Origin of the sequence: Nonomuraea sp. 10N515B, from assembly GCF_052245915.1 — a bacterium.
Taxonomy (GTDB): Bacteria; Actinomycetota; Actinomycetes; order Streptosporangiales; family Streptosporangiaceae; genus Nonomuraea.
In genome coordinates, this window is sequence record NZ_JBQQBQ010000005.1 from 161,464 (window position 1) to 184,358 (window position 22,895).

The window sequence follows — 22,895 nt, forward strand, 5'->3', positions numbered from 1 at the left end:
GATGGTGGCACGATGTGCGCCATGACCCTTCCCGACCATCATCTGACGCAGGGTGAGCGGCGCGTCCGATCCTTCAACCCGCACTGGAAGCGGCTCATCGGCCCGTTCCTCGCGCTCGTCCTCATCGTCGCGGCCTCAAGCGCGGCGCTGTGGTTCATACCTGAGTGGGAGTTCGCTCTCTACGCCAGGATCGCCGTCGTCGTCATCGCGCTCGTCCTGCTGACGATCTGGTCGTTCGTGCCCTACCTGCAGTGGAAGAACACCGGCTACGTGCTCACCACGCACCGCTTCACGATCAGCACGGGCGTGCTCAACAAGTCCACCGACGAGATCCCGATCGCCAAGGTCAACACGGTCAGCTCCGACCAGACGTTCGCCGAGCGCCTGCTCGGCTGCGGCACGCTGACCGTCGAGTCCGCCGGCGAGCGGGGCGAGATCGTGCTCCGGGACATCCCGAAGATCCAGGACGTCCGCACTGACATCTTCAGGCTCGTCGAGGACGCCTCGGACGGCGAAGTCGACGGCCGTTGAGCCCGGGCTCCCGGGGGCGGCCGACCGCCGAGGAGATCGAGCTCCGGCTCCTCGGCCTGCCTCGCCGCTACACACGCGCGCAGGTCGCGGGCCTGGCCGGCGTGTCGCAGGAGCTGGCGGGGCGCATCTGGCGGGCGCTCGGCTTCGCCCAGCGCGCCGATGACGACGCGGCGTTCACCGACGCCGACATCGACGCGCTGCGCCGGGTGCGCAGCATGCTCGACAGCGGCCTGCTCGAGGAGGAGACGGTCGTCCGCATGGCCCGCGCGCTCGGCCAGACCACGGCCAGGCTTGCCCAGTGGCAGGCGGAGATCATGACGGGCTCGATGCTGCCGCGAGATCCCGACGAGGGCGACCTGGCCGACGTGCTGGACACCGCGCAGGAGCTGCTGCCGGACTTCGAGCACGTGCTGATCCACGTCTGGCGGGCCCAGCTCGCCGCGGCCGGCACGCGGCTGCTGGCGCTCGCCGACGGCCACGACGAGCTGGTGCCGACCCGCGTGTCGATGGCGGTGGGGTTCGCGGACCTGGTGTCGTTCACCCGGCGCGCCCGCGAGCTGGACGAGCGGGAGCTGGCGGAGCTGGTGGAAGGGTTCGAGTCGCGAGCCTCCGACGTGGTGGCCACGCACGGCGCCAGGCTGGTCAAGACGCTGGGCGACGAGGTGCTGTTCACGGCGCCGACCCCGGCGCAGGCGGCGGCGATCGCGCTCGACCTGGTCGAGGCGGAGGAACTGCGCATCGGCATGGCCTACGGGCCGGTGCTGCCGGTGATGGGCGACGTCTTCGGCACCACCGTCAACCTGGCCGCCAGGCTCACCGCGATCGCCCGCCCGGGCACCGTTCTGGTGGACCAGGAGCTGGCCGGCGGGCTGGACGGCTACGAGGTCCACAAGATGCGACGCCGCCCGGCCAGAGGCCTCGGCGTGGTGCAGCCCTATGTCTTGCGGAGATCATCCTCCTGACACAAGATGGCTGCCATGCCGTACGAAGTGCAGGGCGTCATCGCCCGAGGTAAGGGCAAGGAAGTTTCCCTCGAGACGGTCCTCGTGCCGGACCCGGGGCCGGGTGAGGCCGTCGTGAACGTGCAGGCCTGCGGGGTCTGCCACACCGACCTGCACTATCGGGAGGGCGGGATCAGCGACGACTTCCCGTTCCTGCTCGGTCACGAGGCGGCGGGCGTCGTCGAGGCGGTCGGCCCCGGAGTCACCGAGGTGGAGCCGGGCGACTTCGTGATCCTCAACTGGCGCGCCGTGTGCGGCCAGTGCCGGGCCTGCCTGCGTGGCCGCCCTTGGTACTGCTTCAGCACGCACAACGCGGCCCAGAAGATGACGCTCAAGGACGGCACCGAGCTGTCCCCGGCCCTCGGAATCGGCGCGTTCCTGGAGAAGACGCTGGTCGCGGCCGGGCAGTGCACCAAGGTCGCGGCCGAGGCCCCGGCGCAGGTCGCGGGGCTGCTGGGCTGCGGGGTGATGGCCGGGATCGGCGCGGCGATCAACACCGGAGGAGTGACGCGGGGCGACAGCGTGGCCGTGATCGGCTGCGGCGGGGTCGGCGACGCGGCGATCCTGGGCGCCTCGCTGGCCGGCGCCGCCACGATCATCGCGGTGGACGTGGACGACCGCAAGCTGGAGTGGGCGCGTGGCTTCGGCGCCACACACACGGTCAACTCGCGCGAGAACGACCCGATCGAGGCTGTTCGCGACCTGACCGGCGGTTTCGGCGCGGACGTGGTCATCGAGGCGGTGGGCCGGCCGGAGACCTACATCCAGGCGTTCTACGCCCGCGACCTGGCCGGGACTGTGGTCCTGGTCGGCGTGCCGACGCCGGAGATGAAGCTGGAGCTGCCGCTGCTGGACGTCTTCGGCCGCGGCGGGTCGCTGAAGTCGTCCTGGTACGGCGACTGCCTGCCGAGCCGTGACTTCCCGATGCTCATCGACCTGTTCCTGCAGAACCGGCTGCCGCTCGACAAGTTCGTGTCGGAGACGATCGGGGTCGGCCAGGTCGAAGAGGCGTTCGCGAAGATGCACCGGGGCGAGGTGCTGCGTTCGGTGGTGACGTTCTAAATGATCGACCGGATCATCACCTCAGGCACGTTCTCGCTGGACGGCGGCACGTGGGAGGTCGACAACAACGTCTGGCTCGTCGGTGACGCGCGCGAGGTGGTAATCGTCGACGCCGCCCACGATGCCGCCGCGATCGCCGAGCGGGTCGGCGGGCGCACGGTCAAGGCCATCATCTGTACGCACGCGCACAACGACCACATCAACGCCGCCCGGCCGCTGGCCGAGCTGACCGGGGCGCCGATTCGGCTGCATCCCGCCGACCAGGTGTTGTGGGAGATGGAGTACTCCGACGCGGTGCCGTACGAGCCGCTGACCGACGGCGAGCGCATCGAGGTCGGCGGCTGCGCGCTGGAGATCCTGCACACCCCCGGCCACGCGCCCGGCGCCGTCTGCGTGCACGCGGGGGAGCTCGGCGCGTTGTTCAGCGGCGACACGCTGTTCAAGGGCGGGCCTGGCGCGACCGGCCGCTCCTACTCCTCCTTCGACACGATCATCGAGTCGATCAGGAAGCGGCTGCTGGCGCTGCCACCCGAGACGGTCGTGCACACTGGTCACGGCGACTCCACGACGATCGGCGCCGAGGCCCCGCATCTGGAGGAGTGGATCGCCCGAGGGCACTGATTGGGACAAGCCGTAATCTTCCGATCGCACAGGGATACAGGAGTGTGTCCCACCTAACGTAGGCAAGCCTTACCAAAGTGGGATATCTTAGGTGTGCCTAACCTTGGCATTCCAACTCCTGGCGAGAGGCCGTCCCTGGATGTACGTGTGCATTTGTCGTGCTGTGACCGAGAACGAGGTGCACGACTGCATCGCCTCGGGGGCGACGAGCGCGAAGGAGATTCGCGACACCACCGGGGCTGGTGGGGACTGTGCCCGATGTGTGCGGAAGATCTGTGCGATCCTGAAACGGTCGGAAGAACTGACGACCGCATAGCCGGATAGCAGCAAGGGGCCCGTCACATGCAGGGCGACAAGCAGATCATCGAGTTGCTCAACGAACAGTTGACCGCCGAGCTCACCGCGATCAACCAGTATTTCCTGCACGCGAAGATGCAGGAAAACTGGGGCTACACCAAACTCGCCGAGCACACCCGGGAAGAGTCGATCGACGAGATGCGCCACGCCGAGCGCCTCACCGATCGCATCCTCTTTCTGGAGGGCCTTCCCAACTACCAGAGACTAGGCACCCTGCACATCGGGCAGACCGTCGAGGAGCAGCTCAGGGCCGACTTGGAAGTGGAGATGTCGGTGGTGCAGCGGCTGCGCCCGGCGATCGCCCTCATGCGCGAGAAGGGCGACATCACCTCGGCCAACATCTTCGAGGACATCCTCCGCGACGAGGAACAGCACATCGACTATCTGGAAACCGAGCTCGGCCTCATCAACAGCCTCGGCATCCAGCTCTACCTGGCTCGCTACGCCGAGCCGCCGTCCGCCGACGACTGACCCTGCCGATGGGGCGGGCGGGCCCGGCTCACCCGCCCATCGTGTACGACTCTCCGGCCTGCGCCTCCCAGCTCCACATGTCCCCGGAACGGCTCGCGCCGTCCCACACCGGGCCCTCGACGGCCGCCCGCACCCTGATCTCCCCGTCACGTCCCGCGTGCAGCGTCACCTTCTCGGCGACCCCGTCGCGCCACGAGACGTCCACGGTCAGGTCGCCGCGGGCCCGCAGGCCGCGCACCGACCCCGTACGCCAGGCCGGCGGCAGCGCCGGCAACACGTGGATCACCTCGTGGTGGCTCTGCACCAGCATCTCCGCGATCCCCGCCACCGCCCCGAAGTTGCCGTCGATCTGGAACGGCGGATGCGTGTCCCACAGGTTGTCCAGCGTCGAGTGCGTGAGCAGCTCGACCAGCATCCGGTGCGCATGATCGCCGTCGAGCAGCCGCGCCCAGAAGTTGATCTTCCAGGCCTTGCTCCACCCGGTGCCGCCGTCGCCCCGGGCCGCCAGCGTGATCTTGGCGGCCTCGCCCTCAGGGCTTTCCGCGACGATCTGCCGTCCGGGATGCAGTCCGAACAGATGCGAGACGTGCCGGTGTGTGTCGTCCTGCTCGTCCCAGTCGGCCTTCCACTCCTGCAACTGGTCCCATGACCCGATCCGCAGCCCGGGATCCAGCCGCTCCAGCGCGTCCAGCACCCGCGCGCGGAACTCGGCGTCCACGTCCAGGATGTCCGCCGCCTCCGCGACGTTCGTGAACAGGTCCCAGACGATCTGCTGCGACATCGACGCCCCCGCGGAGAAATCCCCGTGCTCGGGCGAGTAGCTAGGGGACACGACGAGCGTCCCGTCCCGCGGGTCGTCGTGCAGCGTGTCCAGCCAGAGCTCGGCCGCCCCCTTCAGCACCGGATAGGCGCTCTCCCGCAGATAGCCGGCGTCCCCGCTGAACCGGTAGCGGTCGTACAGGTGCTGTGCCACCCAGGCCGCCGCCTCGGGGAACCAGAACGCGGTGGCCCAATCGTGCACGCCGGTGAACCCGAACGGGTTCGTCTCGTTGTGCACCACCCACCCGTCCGCCTCGAACATCTCCCGCGCCGTCCGCCTGCCCGGCGCCATCAGGGCCTGCACGTAGTCGTCGTACGGCTGCGCGGTCTCGGCCAGGTTCGCCACGTCCGCGGGCCAGTAGTTCATCTGCAGGTTGATGTTGACGTGATAGTCGCCTGCCCAGGCCGGGCTGGTGGAGTCGTTCCACACGCCCTGCAGGTTCGCCGGCAGCGACCCCGCCCGCGAGGAGGCGATCAGCAGATAGCGTCCGTAGGCGAAGTACAGAGCCTCCAGCGCGCGGTCGGCGGCCGAGTCGCCGCCGGTGTAGGCCGCCCGGAGCCGGTCCGTCGGCACCTGCGGCGTCTCCTGCCCGAGGTCCAGCTCCACCCGGTCGAACAGCCGCACGTAGTCGTCCTGGTGCGCCTGCTTGAGCGCGTCGTACCCCTGCGCCGCCGCCTTGTCCACGCTCGCGGTGACGGCGTCGTGCGGGTCCTCGCCCCGGTAGGCCGGGTAGACGGGGGAGTAGTCGGTGCCGGCCGAGAGGATGAACACCGCGCTGTCGGCCCCGGTGACCGTGATGCGATCGGCCTCGTCCACCCGAGTGCCGCCCTCCACGACCACCTGCACCTGGGCCTCGAACACCATCCCGTTGTCCGCCAGCGCCCCGCGCATCGTCAGCCGCCCGTCCGCGACGCTGATCCGCTTGTCGTCGTGCGGCGAGGACGCCCGCAACGTGAACTCCACCGCGCCCGGCCGGTCGGCCGAGATCCGCCCGACGATCACGTTGCCCGGGTGACTGGCGAAGTACTCGCGCGTGTGCCGCACCCCGCCGGCCGCATACGTCACCCCGGCCACGGCCTCGCGCAGGCTCAGCTCCCTGCGGTAGCCGGTCGCGGGCGGGCCCGCGGGCAGGTCCAGCCAGAGGTCGCCGAAGGTCTGGTAAGCCCCGAAGCCCGACTTCGGCTGGCCCAGCCTGGCCGCGACCTCCTCCGGGTCCATTCGCCCATCGCGGTCCAGCCGCTCGCGGACCTCGGAAAGCGCGCCGGGGCGCGGGGCGGTCCAGTTGCCGAAGTCGTAGCCCTGCCGCGAGCCCGGCCCTCCCGTCCACAGGGTCTTCTCGTTGAACTGGATCTGCTCGAGTGCCGTGCCACCGAAGATCATCGCGCCGAGCGCCCCGTTGCCGATCGGCAGCGCCTCGGTCTCCCAGTCGATCGCAGGCCGGTCGTACCAGAGCGTCAAGCGTGTCATGAGGGACAACGGTAACTAAGTGGTCCACGGGAATGCGGGTCAAGTGGACTATTTCCCCGAACCGGCGACGCCCTAGCGTGAGGTGGCATGACCTTGCAGGTGTTCCTGGCCGGCGGCACCGGGGTGGTGGGCCGCCGGATCGTCCCGCTCCTGGTCGCCCAGGGCTACACGGTGACCGCGACGACACGTGACGAGGCGAAGGCCGTGATGCTGCGGGACCTGGGCGCCGTTCCCGTGCACGTGGACGTGTACGACGCCGCCGCGCTGCGGGCCGCGGTGCGTGAGTCCGGCGCCGACGTCGTGATGCACCAGCTGACGGATCTGAGCGGGGGTGACTTCGCCGCCAACAGCCGGCTCCGCGAGATCGGCACCCGCAACCTGGTCGACGCTGCCCTGGCGGCTGGAGTGCGGCGCATCGTGGCGCAGAGCATCGCGTGGGTGTACGGGCCGGGCGACGACCCCGCTGTCGAGGAGACCCCGCTCGACGTGCACGCACCGCAGTCACGCCGGCCCATGGTCGAGGCGGTGGCGAGCTTGGAGTCGGCGGTCCGGGAGCTACCGGAGTGGGTGGTGCTGCGCTACGGGATGTTTTACGGCCCCGGCACCTGGTTCGAGCCGCGCGGGCTACGGGCGGAGCAGGCCCGCTCGGGCGCGCTCATGGCCGATGCGGACGTGACGAGCTTCGTGCACGTCGACGACGCGGCGGCCGCCGCCGTACAGGCCCTGGAATGGCCGTCCGGTCCCGTCAACGTCTGTGACGACGAGCCCGCGCCCGCACATGACTGGCTGCCCGCCTTCTGTCGCGCCGTCGGCGCGCCCGCGCCGCCGGAGGACGACGCGCCGCGGAACGGGTTCGCTCGCGGCGCGGACAATCGTTACGCCCGTAAGCGCCTCGGCTGGACGCCTGAGTACGTGTCCTGGCGCGACGGCTTCGCGGCTTACGGGATCAGCCGGTAGAAGCGCCAGAAGCCGAAGTCCTCGATCGGCAGGACCTCGATGTCGCCGAACCCGGCCTCCCGCGCGTAGCGCCGCAGCGTGTCCGGCCGCAGCACGGTTCCGGTCCCGGCCGACGGCTGCTCGCTCATCCCGTCCGGCAGGCAGATGAGCAGGCTGAAGCCGTACATGAGCCGCTCGGTGTCGTCAGCCGGGGCCGCGAAGGACTCGCCCACGGCCTCGTCCATGATGACGACAGCCCCGCCGGGCACGACCGCGCGCCGCACCGCCGCCAGCGTGTCCACCGGCCGCGGCATGTCGTGCACGCACTCGAAGGCGAAGACGGCGTCGTACCGGCCGTCGCCCAAGGCTGCGGCGTCGACACGGCGGAACGAGACCCGCTCGCCGAGACCTGAGGCGGCCGCGTTGCGCTCGGCAAGCTCGATCGACGGCGCGTCGATGTCGACGCCCTCCACCGTCGCCTCCGGGTACGCCCTGGCCAGCGCGATGGTCGACCAGCCACCGCCGCAGCCGACGTCGGCGATGCGGGCGCCGGGACGGCGCAGCGCGGCGTCGAGGTCCGGCACGCCGGCCAGGGTGCCGGGCAGCGCGTGCTCGAACCACGGCCGGTTCATGTCGGCCTGCGATTCCCGCACATCCGGCCCGAACTCCGCCCAGCCGACGCCACCGCCACTCCGGTACGCCTCCAGGAGGGCGGGCATCTGCACGGCGGCGCCCGCGAGCATCCGCGCCAGCGGCGCGAGGTAGGCCAGGCTGGCCTCGTTGGTCAGCACCTCGGCCGCGCCCTTCGGCAGCACGAATCGGCCGTCCGGGGCGACCTCCAGGATCCCGTAGGCGGCCTGCTGCTCCAGCCATTCCCTGGCGTAGCGTTCGTGGCCGCCGGCCCGCGCGACCAGCTCGTCCGGGCCGGCCGGGCCGTGCGCGGCCAGCGCGCGGTACCAGCCCATGCGGTCGCCGATGTGCACGGAGAGGACCTCGATGGTGCCGAGCGACGCCTGGAACAGGCGCTCGGCGAACTCGTCGGTAGTCGTTGACATGATCGTTCTTCCCTTTCCCCCTCAGAATGTCCTGGATGAGGATCGGTGCAGTTCCCCAGCGGCGAACAGGTCATACGACACAGAGCGCAAAATTGCCCACGACGATACCGTCACGGAAGGGCGTGACCCGCCTGCAGGGGTGCCGTCGCGCGGCGGAGGGTTAAGAATTCCGGCTCTGGGCATGATCAGCCAATGATCTCCCCCGGAAAGCCACGGTAATTTAATCACGACCAACCGTATTTTAGTCGTGTTTGCCCAGGTCAATAGATAGGTCAATGACGAGTCAAACTGCGCGCTGTGCCCGGGAAACGATCGCCTAAGGTCCTACGATCGCTTCATGACCTGCGTACTTCTAGCCGAGGACGACACCTCGATCTCTGAGCCTCTTGCGCGTGCTCTGCGCCGTGAGGGCTATCAGGTCGAGGTGAGCCCGGATGGCCCACAGGCCCTCGAGAGGGCCCTGTCGGGCGGCATCGACCTCATTGTTCTTGATCTTGGTCTTCCAGAGATGGACGGCCTGGAAGTGGCCCGCCGAATCCGGGCCGAGGGCCACGGCACTCCAGTTCTCATACTCACCGCCCGCGTCGACGAGGTCGACACCGTCGTCGGGCTCGACGCCGGCGCGGACGACTACGTCACCAAACCGTTCAGGCTGGCCGAGCTGCTGGCCCGAGTACGCGCGCTGCTACGTCGCGGCACCTCCGAGACCCCGGTCGTCCAGGGGGTGCGGATCGACGCCGACTCGCGGCGCGCCTGGATGGGGGAGAAAGAGCTACATCTCACGACCAAGGAGTTCGACCTGCTGCGCGTGCTCGTACGGGACGCCGGCAAGGTGGTCACCCGCGAGCAGATCATGCGCGAGGTGTGGGACACCAACTGGTGGGGTTCCACCAAGACACTCGACATGCACATCTCGTGGTTGCGCCGCAAACTCGGCGACGACGCCGCCAAGCCTCGCTACATCACGACCGTCCGGGGAGTCGGCTTCCGGTTCGAACGCGAGTAGGCGGATGCGCCGTCGACTGCTCACCTCCACGCTGGTCGTCGCGGTTATCGCGGTCCTGTTGCTGGGGGTCCCCCTGGGCGTCGTGGTGAGCCGCCTGATCGTCGACGAGGCGGCTCAAGAGCTCGGGGCTGAGGCAAAACGCCTCGTGGGTGAGGTCGAGTATGCCCGCGTGCAGGAGACACCGCTGGATCCCCAGCAACTGGAGCAGAAATACCCAGGCAGGTACATACAGATCTGGGAGCGCGGAACCCCCCTTCGGGTGACCGTGGTCGGCACGCCGCCGCCGTCCGGTCACCTGATGACAGAGGACGCGCAGACCAACACGGGCGTCTACGTCCGGATAAGTCGTGACCGCGATCAGGTTGAGCGGGATGTCCGGGCCCGCCTGCTCCTCATCGTCGCCCTGGCCGTGGCCGCCCTGGCGGTGGCCGTCAGTCTGGCCGTCGTACAGTCCCGGCGGCTGACACTGCCCTTGCAGGACCTCGCGAAGATCGCCGAACGGTTGGGCTCCGGCGACGCGCGGCCGAGCAAACACCGCTACGGCATACCCGAGCTCGACCGGGTGGCCCAGGTGCTCGATCGCAGCGCCACCCGCATCTCCGACCTGCTCACCCGGGAACGCGAGTTCGCCACCGACGCCTCGCACCAGCTCCGCACTCCGCTGACCGGCCTCACCATGCGCCTTGAGGAGATCGTCGCCGCTTCCGACCACCCCGAGGTGGTACGCGAGGAAGGAGAGGCGGCGATCGTGCAGGCGGAGCGGCTGACCGCCGTGATCGACGAGTTGCTGTCGGCGGCCCGCCGCCAGCGCCACGCCCAAGCCGAACCGGTCGCCATCGACATCGTGCTCGGCCAGCAGATCACCGAGTGGGAGCCGGTGTTCAGGGACGCGGGACGCACGCTGCGGCTGGAGGGCGCGCGCGAGCTGATGGCGATGGCCACGACCGGCGGGTTCGGCCAGGTGATCGCGTCCCTGCTGGAGAATTCCCTGCGCCACGGCGGTGGCGCCGTCACCATCACCACCAGTAGCGGCGACAACTACGTGGTGATCGAGGTCGCCGACGAGGGCCCCGGCATCGCCGACGAGATCGCGCCCAAGATCTTCGACCGCAACGTCAGCGGCGGCGGGGGGACCGGCCTCGGCTTGACGCTCGCCCGCGCGCTGGCCGCCGCCGACGGCGGCCGGCTGGAGCTCGTGCGCCGCCGTCCCGCGACGTTCGCCATTTTCCTGCGGCCGGCGAACGAAGACAGCAGGAGCCGGGTCGTCAGCGGTCCTGCTTGACGGCCTCGGGCAGCTCGACCGGGATCGGCTCGGTGGCCTCCAAGAACACCCACTTCTTGTACGACCAGTAGCGGAACAGCGTGCCGAGCCCGACGCCCAAGAAGTTGGCGATGTTGAGGCTGAGGCCGTCGTCCAGGTTGAGCGTGTATTTGGTGAAGCCGATCACCAGCAGCCCGAACAGCAGTGCGATGCCGTTGAGCAGGAAGAACAGGAAGTATTCGCGCCCCAGCCCGCTCTGCTCGCGGTGCCGGAACGTCCAGAAGCGATTGCCCGCGTAGGCGAACGTCGCCGAGATCGTGGTCGCCAAGACCTTGGACGTCAGCGGCCCCCACTCCAGCCCCAGCAGGAAGAGGTTGTAGACCCCGGTGTCGAGGACGAAGGCGACGGCGCCGATGCTGCCGAACTTGGCCAGCTCATGCACAAGGGCCGCGAACCGCTCGTAGAGGCGTCTAACGAAGTCCACGTCTCCGCTCGGTCCCTTCCGTCGGCTGCTGCTGGTCACCCCAGCGTACCGGTCACGATGTAGGGCCGGTGTCAGACGGATGAACTTACCGCGTCAAGAGCCGGTTTAGAAATGTCGTCCTAAAGGCGGCAATTCCGATCGGCTGCCATTACGCTGCGGTGCGGGTCGCTGGGCGGCCGTGCCTGCAAGGCGACCCGGAACGACCGCCCAGCCCCGTCAGCTTCGAGATCTCGGCACGATGACGTGGACGTCAAGCCGCACGTCAGCGAGCTACTTGAGGAGTTGCCTGGCCATGACCATGCGCTGGATCTGGTTGGTGCCCTCGTAGATCTGGGTGATCTTGGCGTCGCGCATCATGCGCTCCACCGGGAAGTCCTTCGTGTAGCCGTACCCGCCCAGCAACTGCACCGCGTCCGTGGTGATCTCCATGGCCGCGTCCGAGGCGGCGCACTTGGCCGCGCTCGACAGGAACGTCAGGTCCTTCTGGGGCTCGCCGTGCATCGCGCGTTCCGACTTCGCGGCCGCGTGGTACGTGAGTTGCCGGGCCGCCTCCAGTTTCATGGCCATGTCGGCCACCATGAACTGCAGGCCCTGGAAGTCGGCGATCGGCCGGCCGAACTGCTTGCGTTCCTTCACGTAACCGATCGCGTAGTCCAGAGCGCCCTGGGCGATGCCCAGGGCCTGGGCGGCGATGGTGATGCGGGTGTGGTCCAAGGTCGCCAGAGCCGTCTTGAAGCCGGTGCCGGGGGCGCCGATCAGGCGGGTGGCGGGGATTCTGACGTTGTCCAGGATGACCTGGCGGGTCGGGGAGCCCTTGATGCCGAGCTTGCGTTCCTTGGGGCCGAAGGAGACGCCCTCGTCGGACTTCTCCACGACGAAGGCGGAGATGCCGCGGGCGCCGGCTGACGGGTCCGTGACCGCCATCACCGTGTAGTACTCGGAGACGCCGGCGTTCGTGATCCACATTTTGGTGCCGTTGAGGATGTACGAATCGCCGTCCGCCACCGCCCTCGTCTTCATCGCGGCGGCGTCCGAGCCGGCCTCCGGCTCCGACAGCGCGTACGAGAACATGGCCTCGCCCCTTGCCACCGGCGCCAGGTAGCGGGACTTCACCTCCTCCGAGGCCGAGAGGAGGAGCGGGACGGTGCCGAGCTTGTTGACGGCGGGGATCAGGGAGGTGGACGCGCAGGCGCGGGCCACTTCCTCGATGACGATCACCGTCGCCAGCGCATCCGCCCCCGCGCCGCCGTACTGCTCAGGGACATGCACGGCGTGCATGTCCGCCGCCACCAGCGCCTTGTAGACGTCCCAGGAGAACTCCTCGGTCTCGTCGGCCTCCGCGGCATGCGGGGCGATCTTCTCATCGGCCAGGGCCCGGACGGTCTCCCTGAGCATGTCGTGCTCTTCGGCGAGCGCGTAAAGAGGGAAGCTCATGCGGTAGATACTAGGACGTCCGAGCATCTTGTTACCAGCCGGTACGGTTTGCGGAGGGGCACCCGTGGCACGTAGCTGGTAGCGAAAGGCCGGTAGCATGCCTGCGCGATCGAAAGGAGCTCACTCGTGCCATATCGCCTCACGGTGATCGGGACCGGATACCTGGGCATCACGCATGCGGCATGCATGGCGGATCTTGGATTCGAGGTCCTAGGCCTCGACATCGACGCCGACAAGGTCCGCCGCTTGAACAGCGGTGAGCTCCCGATCCATGAACCGGGGCTGGAACCCGTGCTCCGCCGTGGGCTCGACTCCGGCAGGCTTCGCTTCACCACCTCCTACGAGGAGGTCGCCGAGTTCGGCGACGTGCACTTCATCTGCGTCGGCACACCGCAGAAACGCGGCGAGTACGCGGCCGACGTCTCCTACATGGACGCCGCGATCGAATCTCTTGCCCCGCTGCTCGACCGGGAGTGCCTGGTCGTCGGCAAGTCGACCGTGCCCGTGGGCACCGCGGAGCGGCTCGCGGACAAGATGGCGCGCCTGGCCCCGGCCGGCGTCGAGGCCGAGCTGGCGTGGAACCCCGAGTTCCTGCGGGAGGGGTTCGCCGTGCAGGACACCTTGCACCCGGATCGGATCGTGTTCGGCGTCCGTACGGAACGGGCGGAGAAGGTGCTGCGTGAGGTGTACGAGCCGCTGGGCGACGTTCCGATCGTGGTGACGGATTTCGCCACGTCCGAGCTGGTCAAGACGGCCGCCAACGCCTTCCTGGCCACGAAGATCTCTTTCATCAACGCCATGGCCGAGGTCTGCGAGGCCGCGCATGCCGATGTCCAGCAGCTGTCGGAGGCGCTCTCGTACGACGACCGGATCGGCGGCCGTTACCTCAACGCCGGACTCGGGTTCGGCGGCGGTTGCCTGCCCAAGGACATCCGGGCGTTCATGGCCCGCGCCGGTGAGTTGGGCGCGGACCAGGCGCTGACGTTCCTGCGCGAGGTGGACGCCATCAACATGCGGCGGCGCGCCCGCATGGTGGACCTGGCCAGGGTGCTGGCGGGCGGTTCCTTCCACGGGTGCACCGTGGGCGTCCTGGGAGCGGCGTTCAAGCCGAACTCGGACGACATTCGCGACTCGCCCGCTCTCGACGTCGCGGTCACCATTGGCCACCAAGGCGGACAGGTCACCGTCTACGACCCGATCGCGCTCGACAACGCTCGCAAGGCTCATCCCGAGCTGAACTATGGCGCGTCCGCTGTCGAGGCGGTTCGCGGGGCGCATGTGGTGTTGCTGCTCACGGAGTGGCAGGAGTTCGTGGACCTCGATCCGGAGGAGCTGGGCGCGGTGGTCGCCACCCGGCGCATCGTCGACGGGCGCAACGCGCTGGACGCTGAGACGTGGCGGTCGGCCGGCTGGCACTACCGGGCCCTGGGCCGGCCGTAGGGCCTCCCGCCCCGGTCAGAGCTCGGCGGCCTCGGCACGCAGGCGCTCGCCCTTGGCGTGCGCCTGCTCCTTGAGCCGCTCCTGGAACTCCTCCATGCGCCGGCGAAGGTCGGCGTCGGAGGCGGCGAGGATGCGTACGGCCAGCAGGCCCGCGTTGCGTGCCCCGCCCACCGCCACCGTGGCGACCGGGACCCCGGCCGGCATCTGGACGATCGACAGCAGAGAGTCCATGCCGTCGAGGTATTTCAGCGGCACCGGCACCCCGATCACCGGCAGCGGCGTCACCGACGCCAGCATGCCGGGCAGGTGCGCGGCCCCGCCGGCGCCCGCGATGATCACCTGGAGGCCCCGCGAGGCGGCCTGACGACCGTATTCGATCATCTCGGCCGGCATGCGGTGCGCGGACACGACGTCCGCCTCGAACGGCACGCCGAACTCCGCCACCGCCTCCGCCGCGGCCTTCATCACCGGCCAGTCGGAGTCGCTGCCCATTACGATGCCGATTTTCATGTGTATTCCCCGGTGGTCAGGTAGACGGCGGCGTGGCGAGCGCGGGCGCGGACCTCGTCCAGGTTGGAGCCGAGGGCGGTCACGTGGCCGATCTTGCGGCCGGGACGCACCTGCTTGCCGTAGAAGTGCACCTTGATGCCCGGGTCGTGGGCCAGCACGTGCTCGTAGCGCTTGAACAGGTCGGGGTCGTCGCCGCCCAGCAGGTTGACCATGACGACGGCCTGGGCGGTCATCGTGGGCGAGCCGAGCGGCAGATCCAGCACGGCCCTCAGATGCTGCTCGAACTGCGACGTCCGCGCGCCCTCGATCGTCCAGTGGCCGCTGTTGTGTGGCCGCATGGCCAGCTCGTTGACCACCAGACCGCGGGCCGTCTGGAACATCTCGACCGCCAGCAGCCCGGTCACCCCCAGCTCGTGGGCGATCTTCAGGCCGATGCGCTGGGCCTGCGCGGCGTCCTCCTGGTCGAGATCGGGGGCGGGCGCGAGCACCTCGACGCAGATGCCGTCCTGCTGCACGGTCTCCACGACCGGGTAGCTGACGCCCTGGCCGTGCGGCGAGCGGGCCACCAGCACCGCCAGCTCCCGCTCGAACGGCACGAACGCCTCGGCCATCAACTCGGTCCCGGACGCGAACGCCTCCTCCGCCTCGGCGGCGTCAGCGCACACCCACACGCCGCGGCCGTCGTAGCCGCCGCGCACCGCCTTCAGCACCACGGGCCAGCCGTGCTCGTCCGCGAAGCCCGAGACGTCCTTCGCCGACGACACCCGCGCCCAGGCCGGGCAGGGCACGCCGATCGCGGTCAGCCGCTCGCGCATGGCCGCCTTGTCCTGCGCGTGCACGAGGGCGTCGGCCCCCGGGTGAACGGCGTGGCCGCTCTTCGCCAGAACCCTGATGTACTCGGTCGGGACGTGCTCGTGGTCGAACGTGATCGCGTCGCAGCCCTGGGCGAACTCGCGAAGGACGTCCAGATCGCGGTAGTCTCCGATGCGCGTGTCGACGATCACCCGTGCGGCGCTCTCGTCCGGGGCGCCGGCGAGCACCCGCAGCTCGACGCCGAGTGCGATGGCGGGCGGCTGCGACATCCTGGCCAGCTGGCCGGCGCCGACGATGCCGACGACCGGGCCGATGGGGTGGTATGAACTCACGCCAGGTGAGCTTACCGGGACGCAACGATGACTAACCCACCGCTCGCTTCCATAGGGTCTAGGGGTGAACGACACGCCCACCACTGGAACCGCGAGCGACATGGCCACCACTGGAACCGTGAGCGACACGCCCACCACTGGAACACTGCACCACGTGGAGATCTGGGTCCCCGATCTGCCACGGGCGATCGGCAGCTGGCAGTGGCTGCTGGAAGCGCTCGGCTACACCGTGTTCCAGGACTGGGAGGGCGGCCGGAGCTGGCTGCTGGGGCCGACCTACCTGGTGATGGAGCAGTCGCCCGCCCTCACCGCCGACCGCCACGACCGCCGCCGCCCCGGCCTGAACCACCTGGCCTTCCACGTGGGGAGCCGCACCCGGCTGGATGCCCTGGTGGAGCAGGCCCCGGCGTATGGCTGGACGCTGATGTTCCCCGATCGCCATCCGTATGCCGGCGGCGAGCAGCATTGCGCCGCGTACCTGGAGGACAAGGACGGGTTCGAGATCGAACTTGTCGCCTTCGATGGGGCAGGCCGCCTCTGACGCGCGGCAGCTCCGTGGCCTTCGAGGTTTGGGTGGACGGGGGCAAGCGCGCGGCCTCTCGCGGATGATACAGAACTGTACTTCTGAGAGGTATAGTTCTGTACTGGCGTGTCATCGTTCGAGGGAGAGATCCTTGATCGTTAAGCCGGAGCGAGTTTTCGATCGGGTAAGGGAGTGGCAGGGGCTCGCGGGCTTCGCGGCGCCGCAACGGCGGTCTTCGGCGCCAGCGGGTGCAGCACTCGGTGTTGTCAGCGGACGTCGGCGGCAAGGGAAGAGCTTTCTCCTGCAAGCCCTGGCTGAAGTGACCGGGGGGATGTACTTCGCCGCCACCGAGGCGACGGAGGCCGAATCGCTGCGGCTCTTCACCGAAGCCCTCACGCGATACACCCGAGAGGTCGTGGAGATTCCCTTCAGGGACTGGAACGACGCGATTCCCTACCTGTTCCGGTGCTTCCGCGATCGGCCGGTGCCCCTGATCATCGATGAGTTCCCGTTCCTCATCCGGGCTTCTCCCTCGTTGCCGTCCATTGTCCAGCGCGAACTCGGGCCTGGGGGAAGCGGGCGTGAGAGCGCCGCGCGGCTGATTCTTTGCGGATCGGCCATGTCCGTGATGGGCGGGCTCCTTTCCGGGCAGGCGCCGCTGCGCGGGCGAGCCGGATTGGAGCTCATGATCCATCCGTTCCGCTATCGCGATGCGGCGGAGTTCTGGGGGATCACCGACCCGCGACTCGCCATCCTGGTGCACGCCATCGTGGGTGGGACTCCTGCCTATCGGTATGAGTTCACGCAGGGTGACGTACCGGAGGACCTCGACGACTTCGATTCCTGGGTCGTCAGGACCGTGCTCAATCCACAGACGCCACTCTTCCGCGAGGCGCGCTATCTCCTGGCGGAGGAGCCGGATATCCGGGATCCGGCCCTTTACCATTCGGTGCTGGCGGCCATAGCCAGCGGGAATTCCACGAACGGAGGAATCGCCAGTTACGTGGGGCGCAGGTCGGATCAGATCACGCATCCGCTCAATGTTCTGGAGGACTGTGCGCTCATCGCGCGGGAGCCCGACCTCTTCCGGTCCGGACGGGCCCGTTACCGCATCGTGGAGCCCCTGATCACGTTCTATGAGGCGATCATGCGGCGGCGCTGGCCGGAGTTGGAGATCTATCGCGCGGAGACCGTCTGGCAGGCGGTTCGGCAGACGTTCCTCGCCCAGGTCGTGGGACCACACTTCGAGTCGCTCTGCCGCGACTTCGCTCTGGACGCGGATGACACCGTTTTTGGGGAGTTCCCGGCGGAGATCGGCTCGGGTGTGGTCCCCGATCCGGCCAACAAGACTCAGATCGAGGTCGACGTGGTGGCATTGGCCGCCCAGGAGCCCGGACGACCGCGGCGGATCCTGTCGATCGGGGAGGCGAAATGGGGTGAGGTGATGCGGCGTCATCGCCTCGAACGCCTCGCGAGGGCACGTGACCTGCTGAGCGTGAAGGGATACGACACACGAGACACCGTGCTGGCCTGCTATGGGGGAGCGGGTTTCAGTAAGGAACTGATGGTGTCCGCCGATGGTGACGCACGTGTTCGGTTGGTGGATGCCGAGCGGCTGTATCGACGGTGATGGTTTGAGAGGGGCGTAGTTCGGCTCTATTTCACTGTTGGTTTACCAATTTGTCAGACATAATCATGACAGCGGGCTAGCGTCTCGTCTCGGTAAGATCCACAACCGAAGACGGGTACCGCACCATGCGCAAAGTCCTGACGCTCACCCTCGCCGCCACCGCCACCTTCGGCCTCTTCTCTACCACCCCGGCCACAGCGACCCCCGCCGACCTGCCGAAAGAGATCTACGGGGGCACCTGGGCCGCCGGGCACGTGCAGGGCATGGCCATCGACCAGCGCAAGGGGTTCATGTACTTCTCCTTCACCAACCTCCTCGTCAAGACCGACCTCAAGGGCAACCCGGTCGGCTCCGTGACGGGCTTCACCGGACACCTCGGCGACCTGGACTTCAACGCCCAGGACGGCCGCGTGTACGGCTCGCTCGAGTACAAGGCGCAGGAGTCGTTCTATATCGCGATCTTCGACGTCGACCGCATCACCAGCATGAACATGGACGCCCAGACCACCGACGTCGTCAAGACGGTCTACCTCAAGGAGGTCGTGGCCGACTACGTGGCCGACATGAACGGTGACGGCAAGTTCGACGGCAACATCGCCAACACCCCCGACCACCGCTACGGCTGCAGCGGCATCGACGGCGTCTCCTTCGGCCCCGCGTTCGGCAAGAAGCACGGCAAGCAGAAGCTGACCGTGGCGTACGGCATCTACTCGAACGTGGACCGGCAGGACAACGACTACCAGGTCCTGCTCCAGTACGACATCCAGCAGTGGAAGAAGTACGAGCGGCCGCTCACCGAAAGCGACCCGCACACCAGCGGACCGGAGCACACCGACGGCAAGTACTTCGCCTACACCGGCAACACCACGTACGGCGTGCAGAACCTCGAGTACGACGAGCACACCGGCAACTGGATGATGGCCGTGTACAAGGGCAAGAAGCCGCAGTTCCCCAACTACTCGTTCTTCATGGTCGATGGCAGCGCGCAGCCCAGGAAGGGGGACATCGTCGGACAGCCTCGTCCGGAGCAGGGCGAGCTGCTCACCCTGGCGCCGGGTGGCCTGCAGCATGACGCGTCCGGGGTGCGGGGCTGGGAGTTCACCGGTGAGTACGGCCTGATCTCGCTCGGTGGCGGCCGCTATTACGTCTCCAAGGCCGGGACCGTCACGGAGGGCGGCGTCACCAAGCAGACCGGCACCGCCCAGCTGTACCGCTGGACGGGCCAGACCCCGACGCCTTTCGAGCGGGTCGGCTGATCAGCCGCCGGGGCACCCATCCTGCGCGGTGCTGAGCTTTCCTGGGCCTTCCAGACCCGGCTACCCAATCCTCGACGCCGGGCACCCCATGTCCAGGGTGCCCGGCGTCGGTCAGCGGGCCAGGATGCGGACGTTTCCCGAGGTGCTGTGGGCGACGATCTTGCTGGTGGCCATGGAGTCGTTCTTGATCTCGGAGCGCTCGCTGCCGTCCGTGCTGTTCGCCGTCACCGCATAGGAGCCCCTCGGCACGGTCGCCGTCACCTTGCCATCGCTGGACTGGAGGTCCAGGTTGGCCGGTGCACTCGTGAAGGAGAGGTCGATCGCGCCGTCCAGGGTCCGGCATCGGACGTTCGCGGACTTCAGCCCGTCACCCGTGATCGGGCCCTCGCTGCGCAGCCGCAATTTTCCCGAGGTGCCGGACACCTGGATGCGATCCCGGCTCGCCACGTCCACGTCCTGCGGGAGGTCCTTCAGGATGACGCCGTCCGCCGCGTCGATCGACAGCCGTACGCCCGGCGGGACCTTGACGTGGTAGCGGGCGCCGCAGTCGCCGAACACCATGGTGCAGTTCGCGCTGAGCCGGAGGGTGCCGTCCCGCAGGGACCAGGCGGCGCCGCCGTCGTCGGCGGCCTTGCCGCGCACCCACCGCTCCACCTCGACGGTGCTGCCGGTGCCGGCGAGTACGTGGACGCCGCCCAGAGAGGAGATGATCCTCAGAGAGGTCCCGTTCACGGGGAACGACTGTGCTGAGCGCACCTCTTCGGCATCCAGATCCAGGCCGCCGCAACCGCTCGTGGCCAGTGCCACCGTCGCCGCGCATGCCGTTAATGCTGCGATTCGCCTCATGGGTCGATCGTGGCCGGGCGCCGATCGTCGCTCATCGGCCATCCGACCGAGCACCATCGGCCATTCGGTCCTTCCCTCGTTGGAGGCGCGGCCCGGCCGCTACAAAGCCGACAGCAGCGCCGTGACGTGGCGCAGCGGGTCGGAGCCGAGCGGCCGCACCGCCACCGTGTCCGCCCCCGCCGCCCACAAACTCTTGACCTGCGCCGCCGCCCGCTCCGGCGACCCGTCAGCCATCACCACATCCTCCGGAGCCACCCCCAGGAACGACGCCTGCCCCTCCACCATGGGTTGGGCGACCTGCGAACCGTCCGCCTCGGTATGCAGGAACGTGAAGACCACCAGCTCGTGGTCCGCGCCATCCGCGGCCCCGATCTGCTCCAGAATCCCCGGCACCTGGGCGGGACCGATGCCCTCGGGCACGATCGTCCCCTGAGCCACGCGCCCGGACAGCGCCAGTGAGCGCGGGCTCTTCACCCCGGTCAGCACGGGCGGCACCACAGCGGGCGGATGCACCAGCGACACCCCGTCGAGGTGGACGGACTTGCCGTGCAGGGTGACGGTCTCGCCGCGCAGCAACGCGCGGACGGCCGTGACCGTCTCCTCCAGGAGGGCGAGCGGCGACGGCGGGGCGGCGCCCACCTGGCGCATCCAGTCCTGTACGCCGTGCCCGATCCCCGCCGCCAGCCGTCCGGGATGTACGCGGGCCAGGTTGGCCAGCTCCATCGCCAGCAACATCGGGTTACGCAGGGGAGCGGGGGCGATGCCGATGCCGACGCGCAGGCGGGAGGTGACGGCGAGGGCGGTGGCCGCCGAGGAGATGCCGCCGGTCCAGCCCAGGTCCTCCACCACCCACAGGTCGTCGACGGTCGTCTCGTCCAGCGCCCTGGCGAACGGGATGAGTTGCTCGGGCGGCAGGTCCCTGTCGAACATCACGCCAAGTCTCATGATTTGCCTCCAGTAATAACGGAACACCCGGTCGATCTCCGAGTATCCAGTACGTGGGAAGGGGAAGGCCTGGGGCGAGCGGACATCGGCGACGCCCGTGGCCACGGCGACGCGCTGCGCGGCTGCGTCGGCCGCCCTGAGCGCGCGGTGTTCGACGGCGCGGGGCAGCGGTGTGGGTCGGCGGCGTGGGTCGATGGGGCAGGTCGTCAGGCGGCGCTGCCGAGCGCCGTGCGTGCCTCGCCGATCGATTCGCTGGTCTCGAAATGCCGATCGAGGTTAGTGATCATCAGCAGGTGCCGGATCATGCCGGGGCCCAGCACCAGGATCATGCGGCCGTGGATGTGATGGATGCGGTTGAGCGTGGCCACCAGCACGCCCAGGCCCACGGAGTCACAGAACGGCACCTCGGTCAGGTCGACGACCAGGTTGGGCGGATCGGCCTCGGCGATCGCCTGCTCTAACTCGGCCCGCAACCGAGGAGCACCTGCCACATCGAGATCACCGACGACGTGCAGAACCGTACAGGGGTCCTCCCGCCAACGCCTGACCACCACCGGCCTCACCTGCCCAATATGCACAAAGTTATGATTACTTCTTACATATGTTCTGCATTGCCGTTTCCGTTGTAGTTGTAACGCGCGGCTGAGCAGTTGGGGCAGTAGTAGCCTTCTGTTTCCGAATGGTCGGCCGATCGCTCCCGACGACGACCTCGATGCCCTCGACATCGGCCTTCTTCAACTCCGCCCCCGGAACGGCGGCGGCCACCACGCGAGCGGCGGCCTCCTGATCGGCGGCGTACCGGATGACGGTCTTCTTGTAATCCTTCTTCGGGGTGTTGCCCGGCTCGCCCGGGACCTTGAAGCCGTACGCGACCAGCCCCGCCTTCGTACGGGCCCCGAGGCCCGTGATGAGCGTGCCGTTCTTGACCTTGATCGAGATGCTCCCCGGCGCGATGGGCGAGGGCTTGGCGGAGGCCGAGGGAGAGGCTGTAGGCGTGGGCTTGCTTGGGTCCTGGTCGGCGTTGATCTTGGCGAACATGTCGCGGGCCGCCTGCTTGTCCCACAACACCGCCGACTCGCCCGTGGGCGCCTTGAAGTCGACGTTCGTCAGCGGCACCTCGGCGAACTTCACGTCCTGCAGCGACACGTCCCTGAGCTGCGTGGCCAGGCCCAGCAACCCGTCGTCCGGGTCCACCTTCACCGTGCTGAGCGTCGAGTTGACGAACGAGGCCAGCTTGCCCGGATTGGCCAGCGTGCCGGCGCTCAGCGCCCGGTTGAGCAGAGCCGAGATGACCTGCTGCTGCCGGTCGATGCGGTCGAGGTCGGAGCGGGCGGTGGCCCGCGTGCGGGCATAGCCGAGCGACTGCACGCCGTCGAGCTGGTGGGTGCCCGCAGCCAGGTTGAGCCCGGTCTTCGGGTCGTTGATCGCCACCGGCGTGCACACCGTGACGCCGCCCAGCGAGTCCACGACGTCGATGAAGCCGAGGATGTTGACCTCGATGTAGCGGTTGATCTGCAGCCCGGTGGCGGCCTCGACGGTCTGCTTGGTGAGCTTGGGCCCACCGAACTGGTAAGCGGAGTTGATCTTGTGGTCGCCCTTGCCGGGGATCGTCGTCCAGGTGTCGCGGGGCAGGCTCACTACCGTGACCCGGCGGTGATCCTCGGACAGGTGGATCACCATCATGGTGTCGGTGCGCTGGCCGGCCTCGCGGCCCAGCTTGAGCCGGTTTTGCTGCTGACGGGTGAGGTCGTCGCGCTTGTCCACGCCGACCAGCAGGATGTTCTCGGCGCCGCGGGAGGGGGCGGTCACGCCCGCGTCCACGGTGCCGATCTGGCGCGGGGTCGCCCACACCACGCCCGTGGTGACGAGCACGCACGCGGACAGGAGCCCGGCCGCGATCACATTCCGGCGGCGCGCCTTGGCGCTCCTTTTGAACGGCCGGCGCGGACGACCGGGCGGGAGCCTGACGCCGCCGTAGGCGTCGCCGCCCACGAGAACTCCGGCGTCCTCCTCGCCCGAGCCGCGCATGCCGTCCCCCTCATGTCGCACGGAGGATCGAGCTTTCGATTGCCCTCCTCCCCTGCCGGTACAGTA

Annotated in this window: 23 protein-coding genes; 13 read left to right on the top strand and 10 right to left on the bottom strand. The window is 68.6% G+C overall.

Features of this window, described 5'->3' with window-relative positions; translation table 11 throughout:
* Nucleotides 1-21: 21 nt before the first annotated feature.
* The 6 genes from ACTWQA_RS09160 to bfr all read left to right on the top strand — a co-directional run bounded on the left by ACTWQA_RS09160 (nt 22) and on the right by bfr (nt 4,043).
* Nucleotides 22-531, top strand: a complete 510-nt coding sequence (locus tag ACTWQA_RS09160; protein ID WP_327585467.1) for a PH domain-containing protein — start codon at nt 22-24, stop codon at nt 529-531.
* On the top strand, nt 528-1,493 hold the full coding sequence (locus tag ACTWQA_RS09165; RefSeq protein WP_443158842.1) for an adenylate/guanylate cyclase domain-containing protein: 966 nt from the start codon (nt 528-530) through the stop codon (nt 1,491-1,493). The genes ACTWQA_RS09160 and ACTWQA_RS09165 overlap by 4 nt, the downstream gene beginning before the upstream one ends.
* Nucleotides 1,494-1,508: 15 nt before the next feature.
* Nucleotides 1,509-2,594 carry an S-(hydroxymethyl)mycothiol dehydrogenase gene (locus tag ACTWQA_RS09170; protein ID WP_443158843.1) on the top strand — a complete coding sequence of 362 codons (1,086 nt, stop codon included), beginning with the start codon at nt 1,509-1,511 and terminating at the stop codon, nt 2,592-2,594.
* A complete protein-coding gene (locus ACTWQA_RS09175; RefSeq protein ID WP_443158844.1) occupies nt 2,595-3,215 on the top strand; it encodes an MBL fold metallo-hydrolase in 621 nt (206 codons plus the stop codon).
* Between the two features lie 139 nt (nt 3,216-3,354).
* Entirely contained in the window at nt 3,355-3,531 is a 177-nt protein-coding gene (locus ACTWQA_RS09180; RefSeq protein ID WP_327585463.1) for a (2Fe-2S)-binding protein, read from the top strand.
* A gap of 26 nt (nt 3,532-3,557) precedes the next feature.
* On the top strand, nt 3,558-4,043 hold the full coding sequence (gene bfr, locus ACTWQA_RS09185; protein WP_127939837.1) for a bacterioferritin: 486 nt from the start codon (nt 3,558-3,560) through the stop codon (nt 4,041-4,043).
* A gap of 28 nt (nt 4,044-4,071) precedes the next feature.
* Here bfr and ACTWQA_RS09190 read toward each other — a convergent pair whose 3' ends face one another.
* Complete coding sequence (locus ACTWQA_RS09190) at nt 4,072-6,330, bottom strand: glycoside hydrolase family 95 protein (RefSeq protein WP_443158845.1); 2,259 nt, start codon at nt 6,328-6,330, stop codon at nt 4,072-4,074.
* A gap of 87 nt (nt 6,331-6,417) precedes the next feature.
* Here ACTWQA_RS09190 and ACTWQA_RS09195 point away from each other — a divergent pair, with 87 nt between their 5' ends.
* Nucleotides 6,418-7,287, top strand: coding sequence for an NAD-dependent epimerase/dehydratase family protein (locus ACTWQA_RS09195; RefSeq protein ID WP_443158846.1), 870 nt, complete (start codon nt 6,418-6,420; stop codon nt 7,285-7,287).
* On the opposite strand, the gene ACTWQA_RS09200 is transcribed toward ACTWQA_RS09195, so the two are convergent.
* Complete coding sequence (locus ACTWQA_RS09200; RefSeq protein ID WP_443158847.1) at nt 7,269-8,321, bottom strand: class I SAM-dependent methyltransferase; 1,053 nt, start codon at nt 8,319-8,321, stop codon at nt 7,269-7,271. The genes ACTWQA_RS09195 and ACTWQA_RS09200 overlap by 19 nt on opposite strands.
* A 337-nt stretch (nt 8,322-8,658) precedes the next feature.
* Here ACTWQA_RS09200 and ACTWQA_RS09205 point away from each other — a divergent pair, with 337 nt between their 5' ends.
* Nucleotides 8,659-9,327, top strand: coding sequence for a response regulator transcription factor (locus ACTWQA_RS09205; RefSeq protein ID WP_043620820.1), 669 nt, complete (start codon nt 8,659-8,661; stop codon nt 9,325-9,327).
* A 4-nt stretch (nt 9,328-9,331) separates the two neighbouring features.
* Nucleotides 9,332-10,609: an ATP-binding protein gene (locus ACTWQA_RS09210; RefSeq protein ID WP_443158848.1), complete on the top strand. Its 1,278-nt coding sequence runs from the start codon at nt 9,332-9,334 to the stop codon at nt 10,607-10,609.
* On the opposite strand, the gene ACTWQA_RS09215 is transcribed toward ACTWQA_RS09210, so the two are convergent.
* Together ACTWQA_RS09215 and ACTWQA_RS09220 are read right to left on the bottom strand one after the other, a co-directional pair.
* Complete coding sequence (locus ACTWQA_RS09215; RefSeq protein WP_443158849.1) at nt 10,593-11,072, bottom strand: GtrA family protein; 480 nt, start codon at nt 11,070-11,072, stop codon at nt 10,593-10,595. The genes ACTWQA_RS09210 and ACTWQA_RS09215 overlap by 17 nt on opposite strands.
* 270 nt (nt 11,073-11,342) lie before the next feature.
* Entirely contained in the window at nt 11,343-12,506 is a 1,164-nt protein-coding gene (locus ACTWQA_RS09220; RefSeq protein WP_443158850.1) for an acyl-CoA dehydrogenase family protein, read from the bottom strand.
* Nucleotides 12,507-12,632: 126 nt separating this feature from the next.
* Between ACTWQA_RS09220 and ACTWQA_RS09225 the strand changes: the two genes are divergently transcribed.
* Nucleotides 12,633-13,946 carry a UDP-glucose dehydrogenase family protein gene (locus tag ACTWQA_RS09225; RefSeq protein ID WP_443158851.1) on the top strand — a complete coding sequence of 438 codons (1,314 nt, stop codon included), beginning with the start codon at nt 12,633-12,635 and terminating at the stop codon, nt 13,944-13,946.
* Between the two features lie 15 nt (nt 13,947-13,961).
* Here ACTWQA_RS09225 and purE read toward each other — a convergent pair whose 3' ends face one another.
* Both purE and ACTWQA_RS09235 read right to left on the bottom strand, forming a co-directional pair.
* Nucleotides 13,962-14,456, bottom strand: a complete 495-nt coding sequence (purE, locus tag ACTWQA_RS09230; protein WP_443158852.1) for a 5-(carboxyamino)imidazole ribonucleotide mutase — start codon at nt 14,454-14,456, stop codon at nt 13,962-13,964.
* On the bottom strand, nt 14,453-15,601 hold the full coding sequence (locus ACTWQA_RS09235) for a 5-(carboxyamino)imidazole ribonucleotide synthase (RefSeq protein WP_443158853.1): 1,149 nt from the start codon (nt 15,599-15,601) through the stop codon (nt 14,453-14,455). Before ACTWQA_RS09235 ends, purE begins: the two co-directional genes overlap by 4 nt.
* Before the next feature lie 64 nt (nt 15,602-15,665).
* Between ACTWQA_RS09235 and ACTWQA_RS09240 the strand changes: the two genes are divergently transcribed.
* From ACTWQA_RS09240 to ACTWQA_RS09250, 3 genes are all read left to right on the top strand, one after another.
* Entirely contained in the window at nt 15,666-16,142 is a 477-nt protein-coding gene (locus ACTWQA_RS09240) for a VOC family protein (protein WP_443158854.1), read from the top strand.
* 133 nt (nt 16,143-16,275) lie between these two features.
* Nucleotides 16,276-17,754 carry an ATP-binding protein gene (locus ACTWQA_RS09245; RefSeq protein WP_443158855.1) on the top strand — a complete coding sequence of 493 codons (1,479 nt, stop codon included), beginning with the start codon at nt 16,276-16,278 and terminating at the stop codon, nt 17,752-17,754.
* Between the two features lie 125 nt (nt 17,755-17,879).
* Nucleotides 17,880-19,010 carry a hypothetical protein gene (locus tag ACTWQA_RS09250; RefSeq protein WP_443158856.1) on the top strand — a complete coding sequence of 377 codons (1,131 nt, stop codon included), beginning with the start codon at nt 17,880-17,882 and terminating at the stop codon, nt 19,008-19,010.
* Between the two features lie 111 nt (nt 19,011-19,121).
* Here the strand turns inward: ACTWQA_RS09250 and ACTWQA_RS09255 are convergent, their stop codons facing one another.
* The 4 genes from ACTWQA_RS09255 to ACTWQA_RS09270 form a co-directional block, all read right to left on the bottom strand.
* Entirely contained in the window at nt 19,122-19,856 is a 735-nt protein-coding gene (locus ACTWQA_RS09255) for a DUF4097 family beta strand repeat-containing protein (protein ID WP_443158857.1), read from the bottom strand.
* A 99-nt stretch (nt 19,857-19,955) separates the two neighbouring features.
* The gene (locus ACTWQA_RS09260) at nt 19,956-20,801 is read right to left on the bottom strand and encodes an LLM class flavin-dependent oxidoreductase (protein ID WP_443158858.1); all 846 of its coding nucleotides are present in this window, start codon (nt 20,799-20,801) and stop codon (nt 19,956-19,958) included.
* A 206-nt stretch (nt 20,802-21,007) separates the two neighbouring features.
* Nucleotides 21,008-21,379: an STAS domain-containing protein gene (locus ACTWQA_RS09265; protein ID WP_443158859.1), complete on the bottom strand. Its 372-nt coding sequence runs from the start codon at nt 21,377-21,379 to the stop codon at nt 21,008-21,010.
* Between the two features lie 10 nt (nt 21,380-21,389).
* On the bottom strand, nt 21,390-22,850 hold the full coding sequence (locus ACTWQA_RS09270) for an LCP family protein (protein ID WP_443158860.1): 1,461 nt from the start codon (nt 22,848-22,850) through the stop codon (nt 21,390-21,392).
* Nucleotides 22,851-22,895 lie beyond the last annotated feature (45 nt).

What these genes read in the sequence shown, in the direction of transcription:
- ACTWQA_RS09205 (WP_043620820.1), top strand. Translation starts at nt 8,659, where the DNA reads ATGACCTGCGTACTTCTAGCCGAGGACGACACCTCGATCTCTGAGCCT.
- ACTWQA_RS09260 (WP_443158858.1), bottom strand. Translation starts at nt 20,801, where the DNA reads ATGAGACTTGGCGTGATGTTCGACAGGGACCTGCCGCCCGAGCAACTC.
- ACTWQA_RS09170 (WP_443158843.1), top strand. Translation starts at nt 1,509, where the DNA reads ATGCCGTACGAAGTGCAGGGCGTCATCGCCCGAGGTAAGGGCAAGGAA.
- ACTWQA_RS09175 (WP_443158844.1), top strand. Translation starts at nt 2,595, where the DNA reads ATGATCGACCGGATCATCACCTCAGGCACGTTCTCGCTGGACGGCGGC.
- ACTWQA_RS09250 (WP_443158856.1), top strand. Translation starts at nt 17,880, where the DNA reads ATGCGCAAAGTCCTGACGCTCACCCTCGCCGCCACCGCCACCTTCGGC.
- ACTWQA_RS09190 (WP_443158845.1), bottom strand. Translation starts at nt 6,330, where the DNA reads ATGACACGCTTGACGCTCTGGTACGACCGGCCTGCGATCGACTGGGAG.
- ACTWQA_RS09160 (WP_327585467.1), top strand. Translation starts at nt 22, where the DNA reads ATGACCCTTCCCGACCATCATCTGACGCAGGGTGAGCGGCGCGTCCGA.
- purE (WP_443158852.1), bottom strand. Translation starts at nt 14,456, where the DNA reads ATGAAAATCGGCATCGTAATGGGCAGCGACTCCGACTGGCCGGTGATG.
- ACTWQA_RS09180 (WP_327585463.1), top strand. Translation starts at nt 3,355, where the DNA reads ATGTACGTGTGCATTTGTCGTGCTGTGACCGAGAACGAGGTGCACGAC.
- ACTWQA_RS09195 (WP_443158846.1), top strand. Translation starts at nt 6,418, where the DNA reads ATGACCTTGCAGGTGTTCCTGGCCGGCGGCACCGGGGTGGTGGGCCGC.
- bfr (WP_127939837.1), top strand. Translation starts at nt 3,558, where the DNA reads ATGCAGGGCGACAAGCAGATCATCGAGTTGCTCAACGAACAGTTGACC.
- ACTWQA_RS09220 (WP_443158850.1), bottom strand. Translation starts at nt 12,506, where the DNA reads ATGAGCTTCCCTCTTTACGCGCTCGCCGAAGAGCACGACATGCTCAGG.
- ACTWQA_RS09210 (WP_443158848.1), top strand. Translation starts at nt 9,332, where the DNA reads ATGCGCCGTCGACTGCTCACCTCCACGCTGGTCGTCGCGGTTATCGCG.
- ACTWQA_RS09200 (WP_443158847.1), bottom strand. Translation starts at nt 8,321, where the DNA reads ATGTCAACGACTACCGACGAGTTCGCCGAGCGCCTGTTCCAGGCGTCG.
- ACTWQA_RS09255 (WP_443158857.1), bottom strand. Translation starts at nt 19,856, where the DNA reads ATGAGGCGAATCGCAGCATTAACGGCATGCGCGGCGACGGTGGCACTG.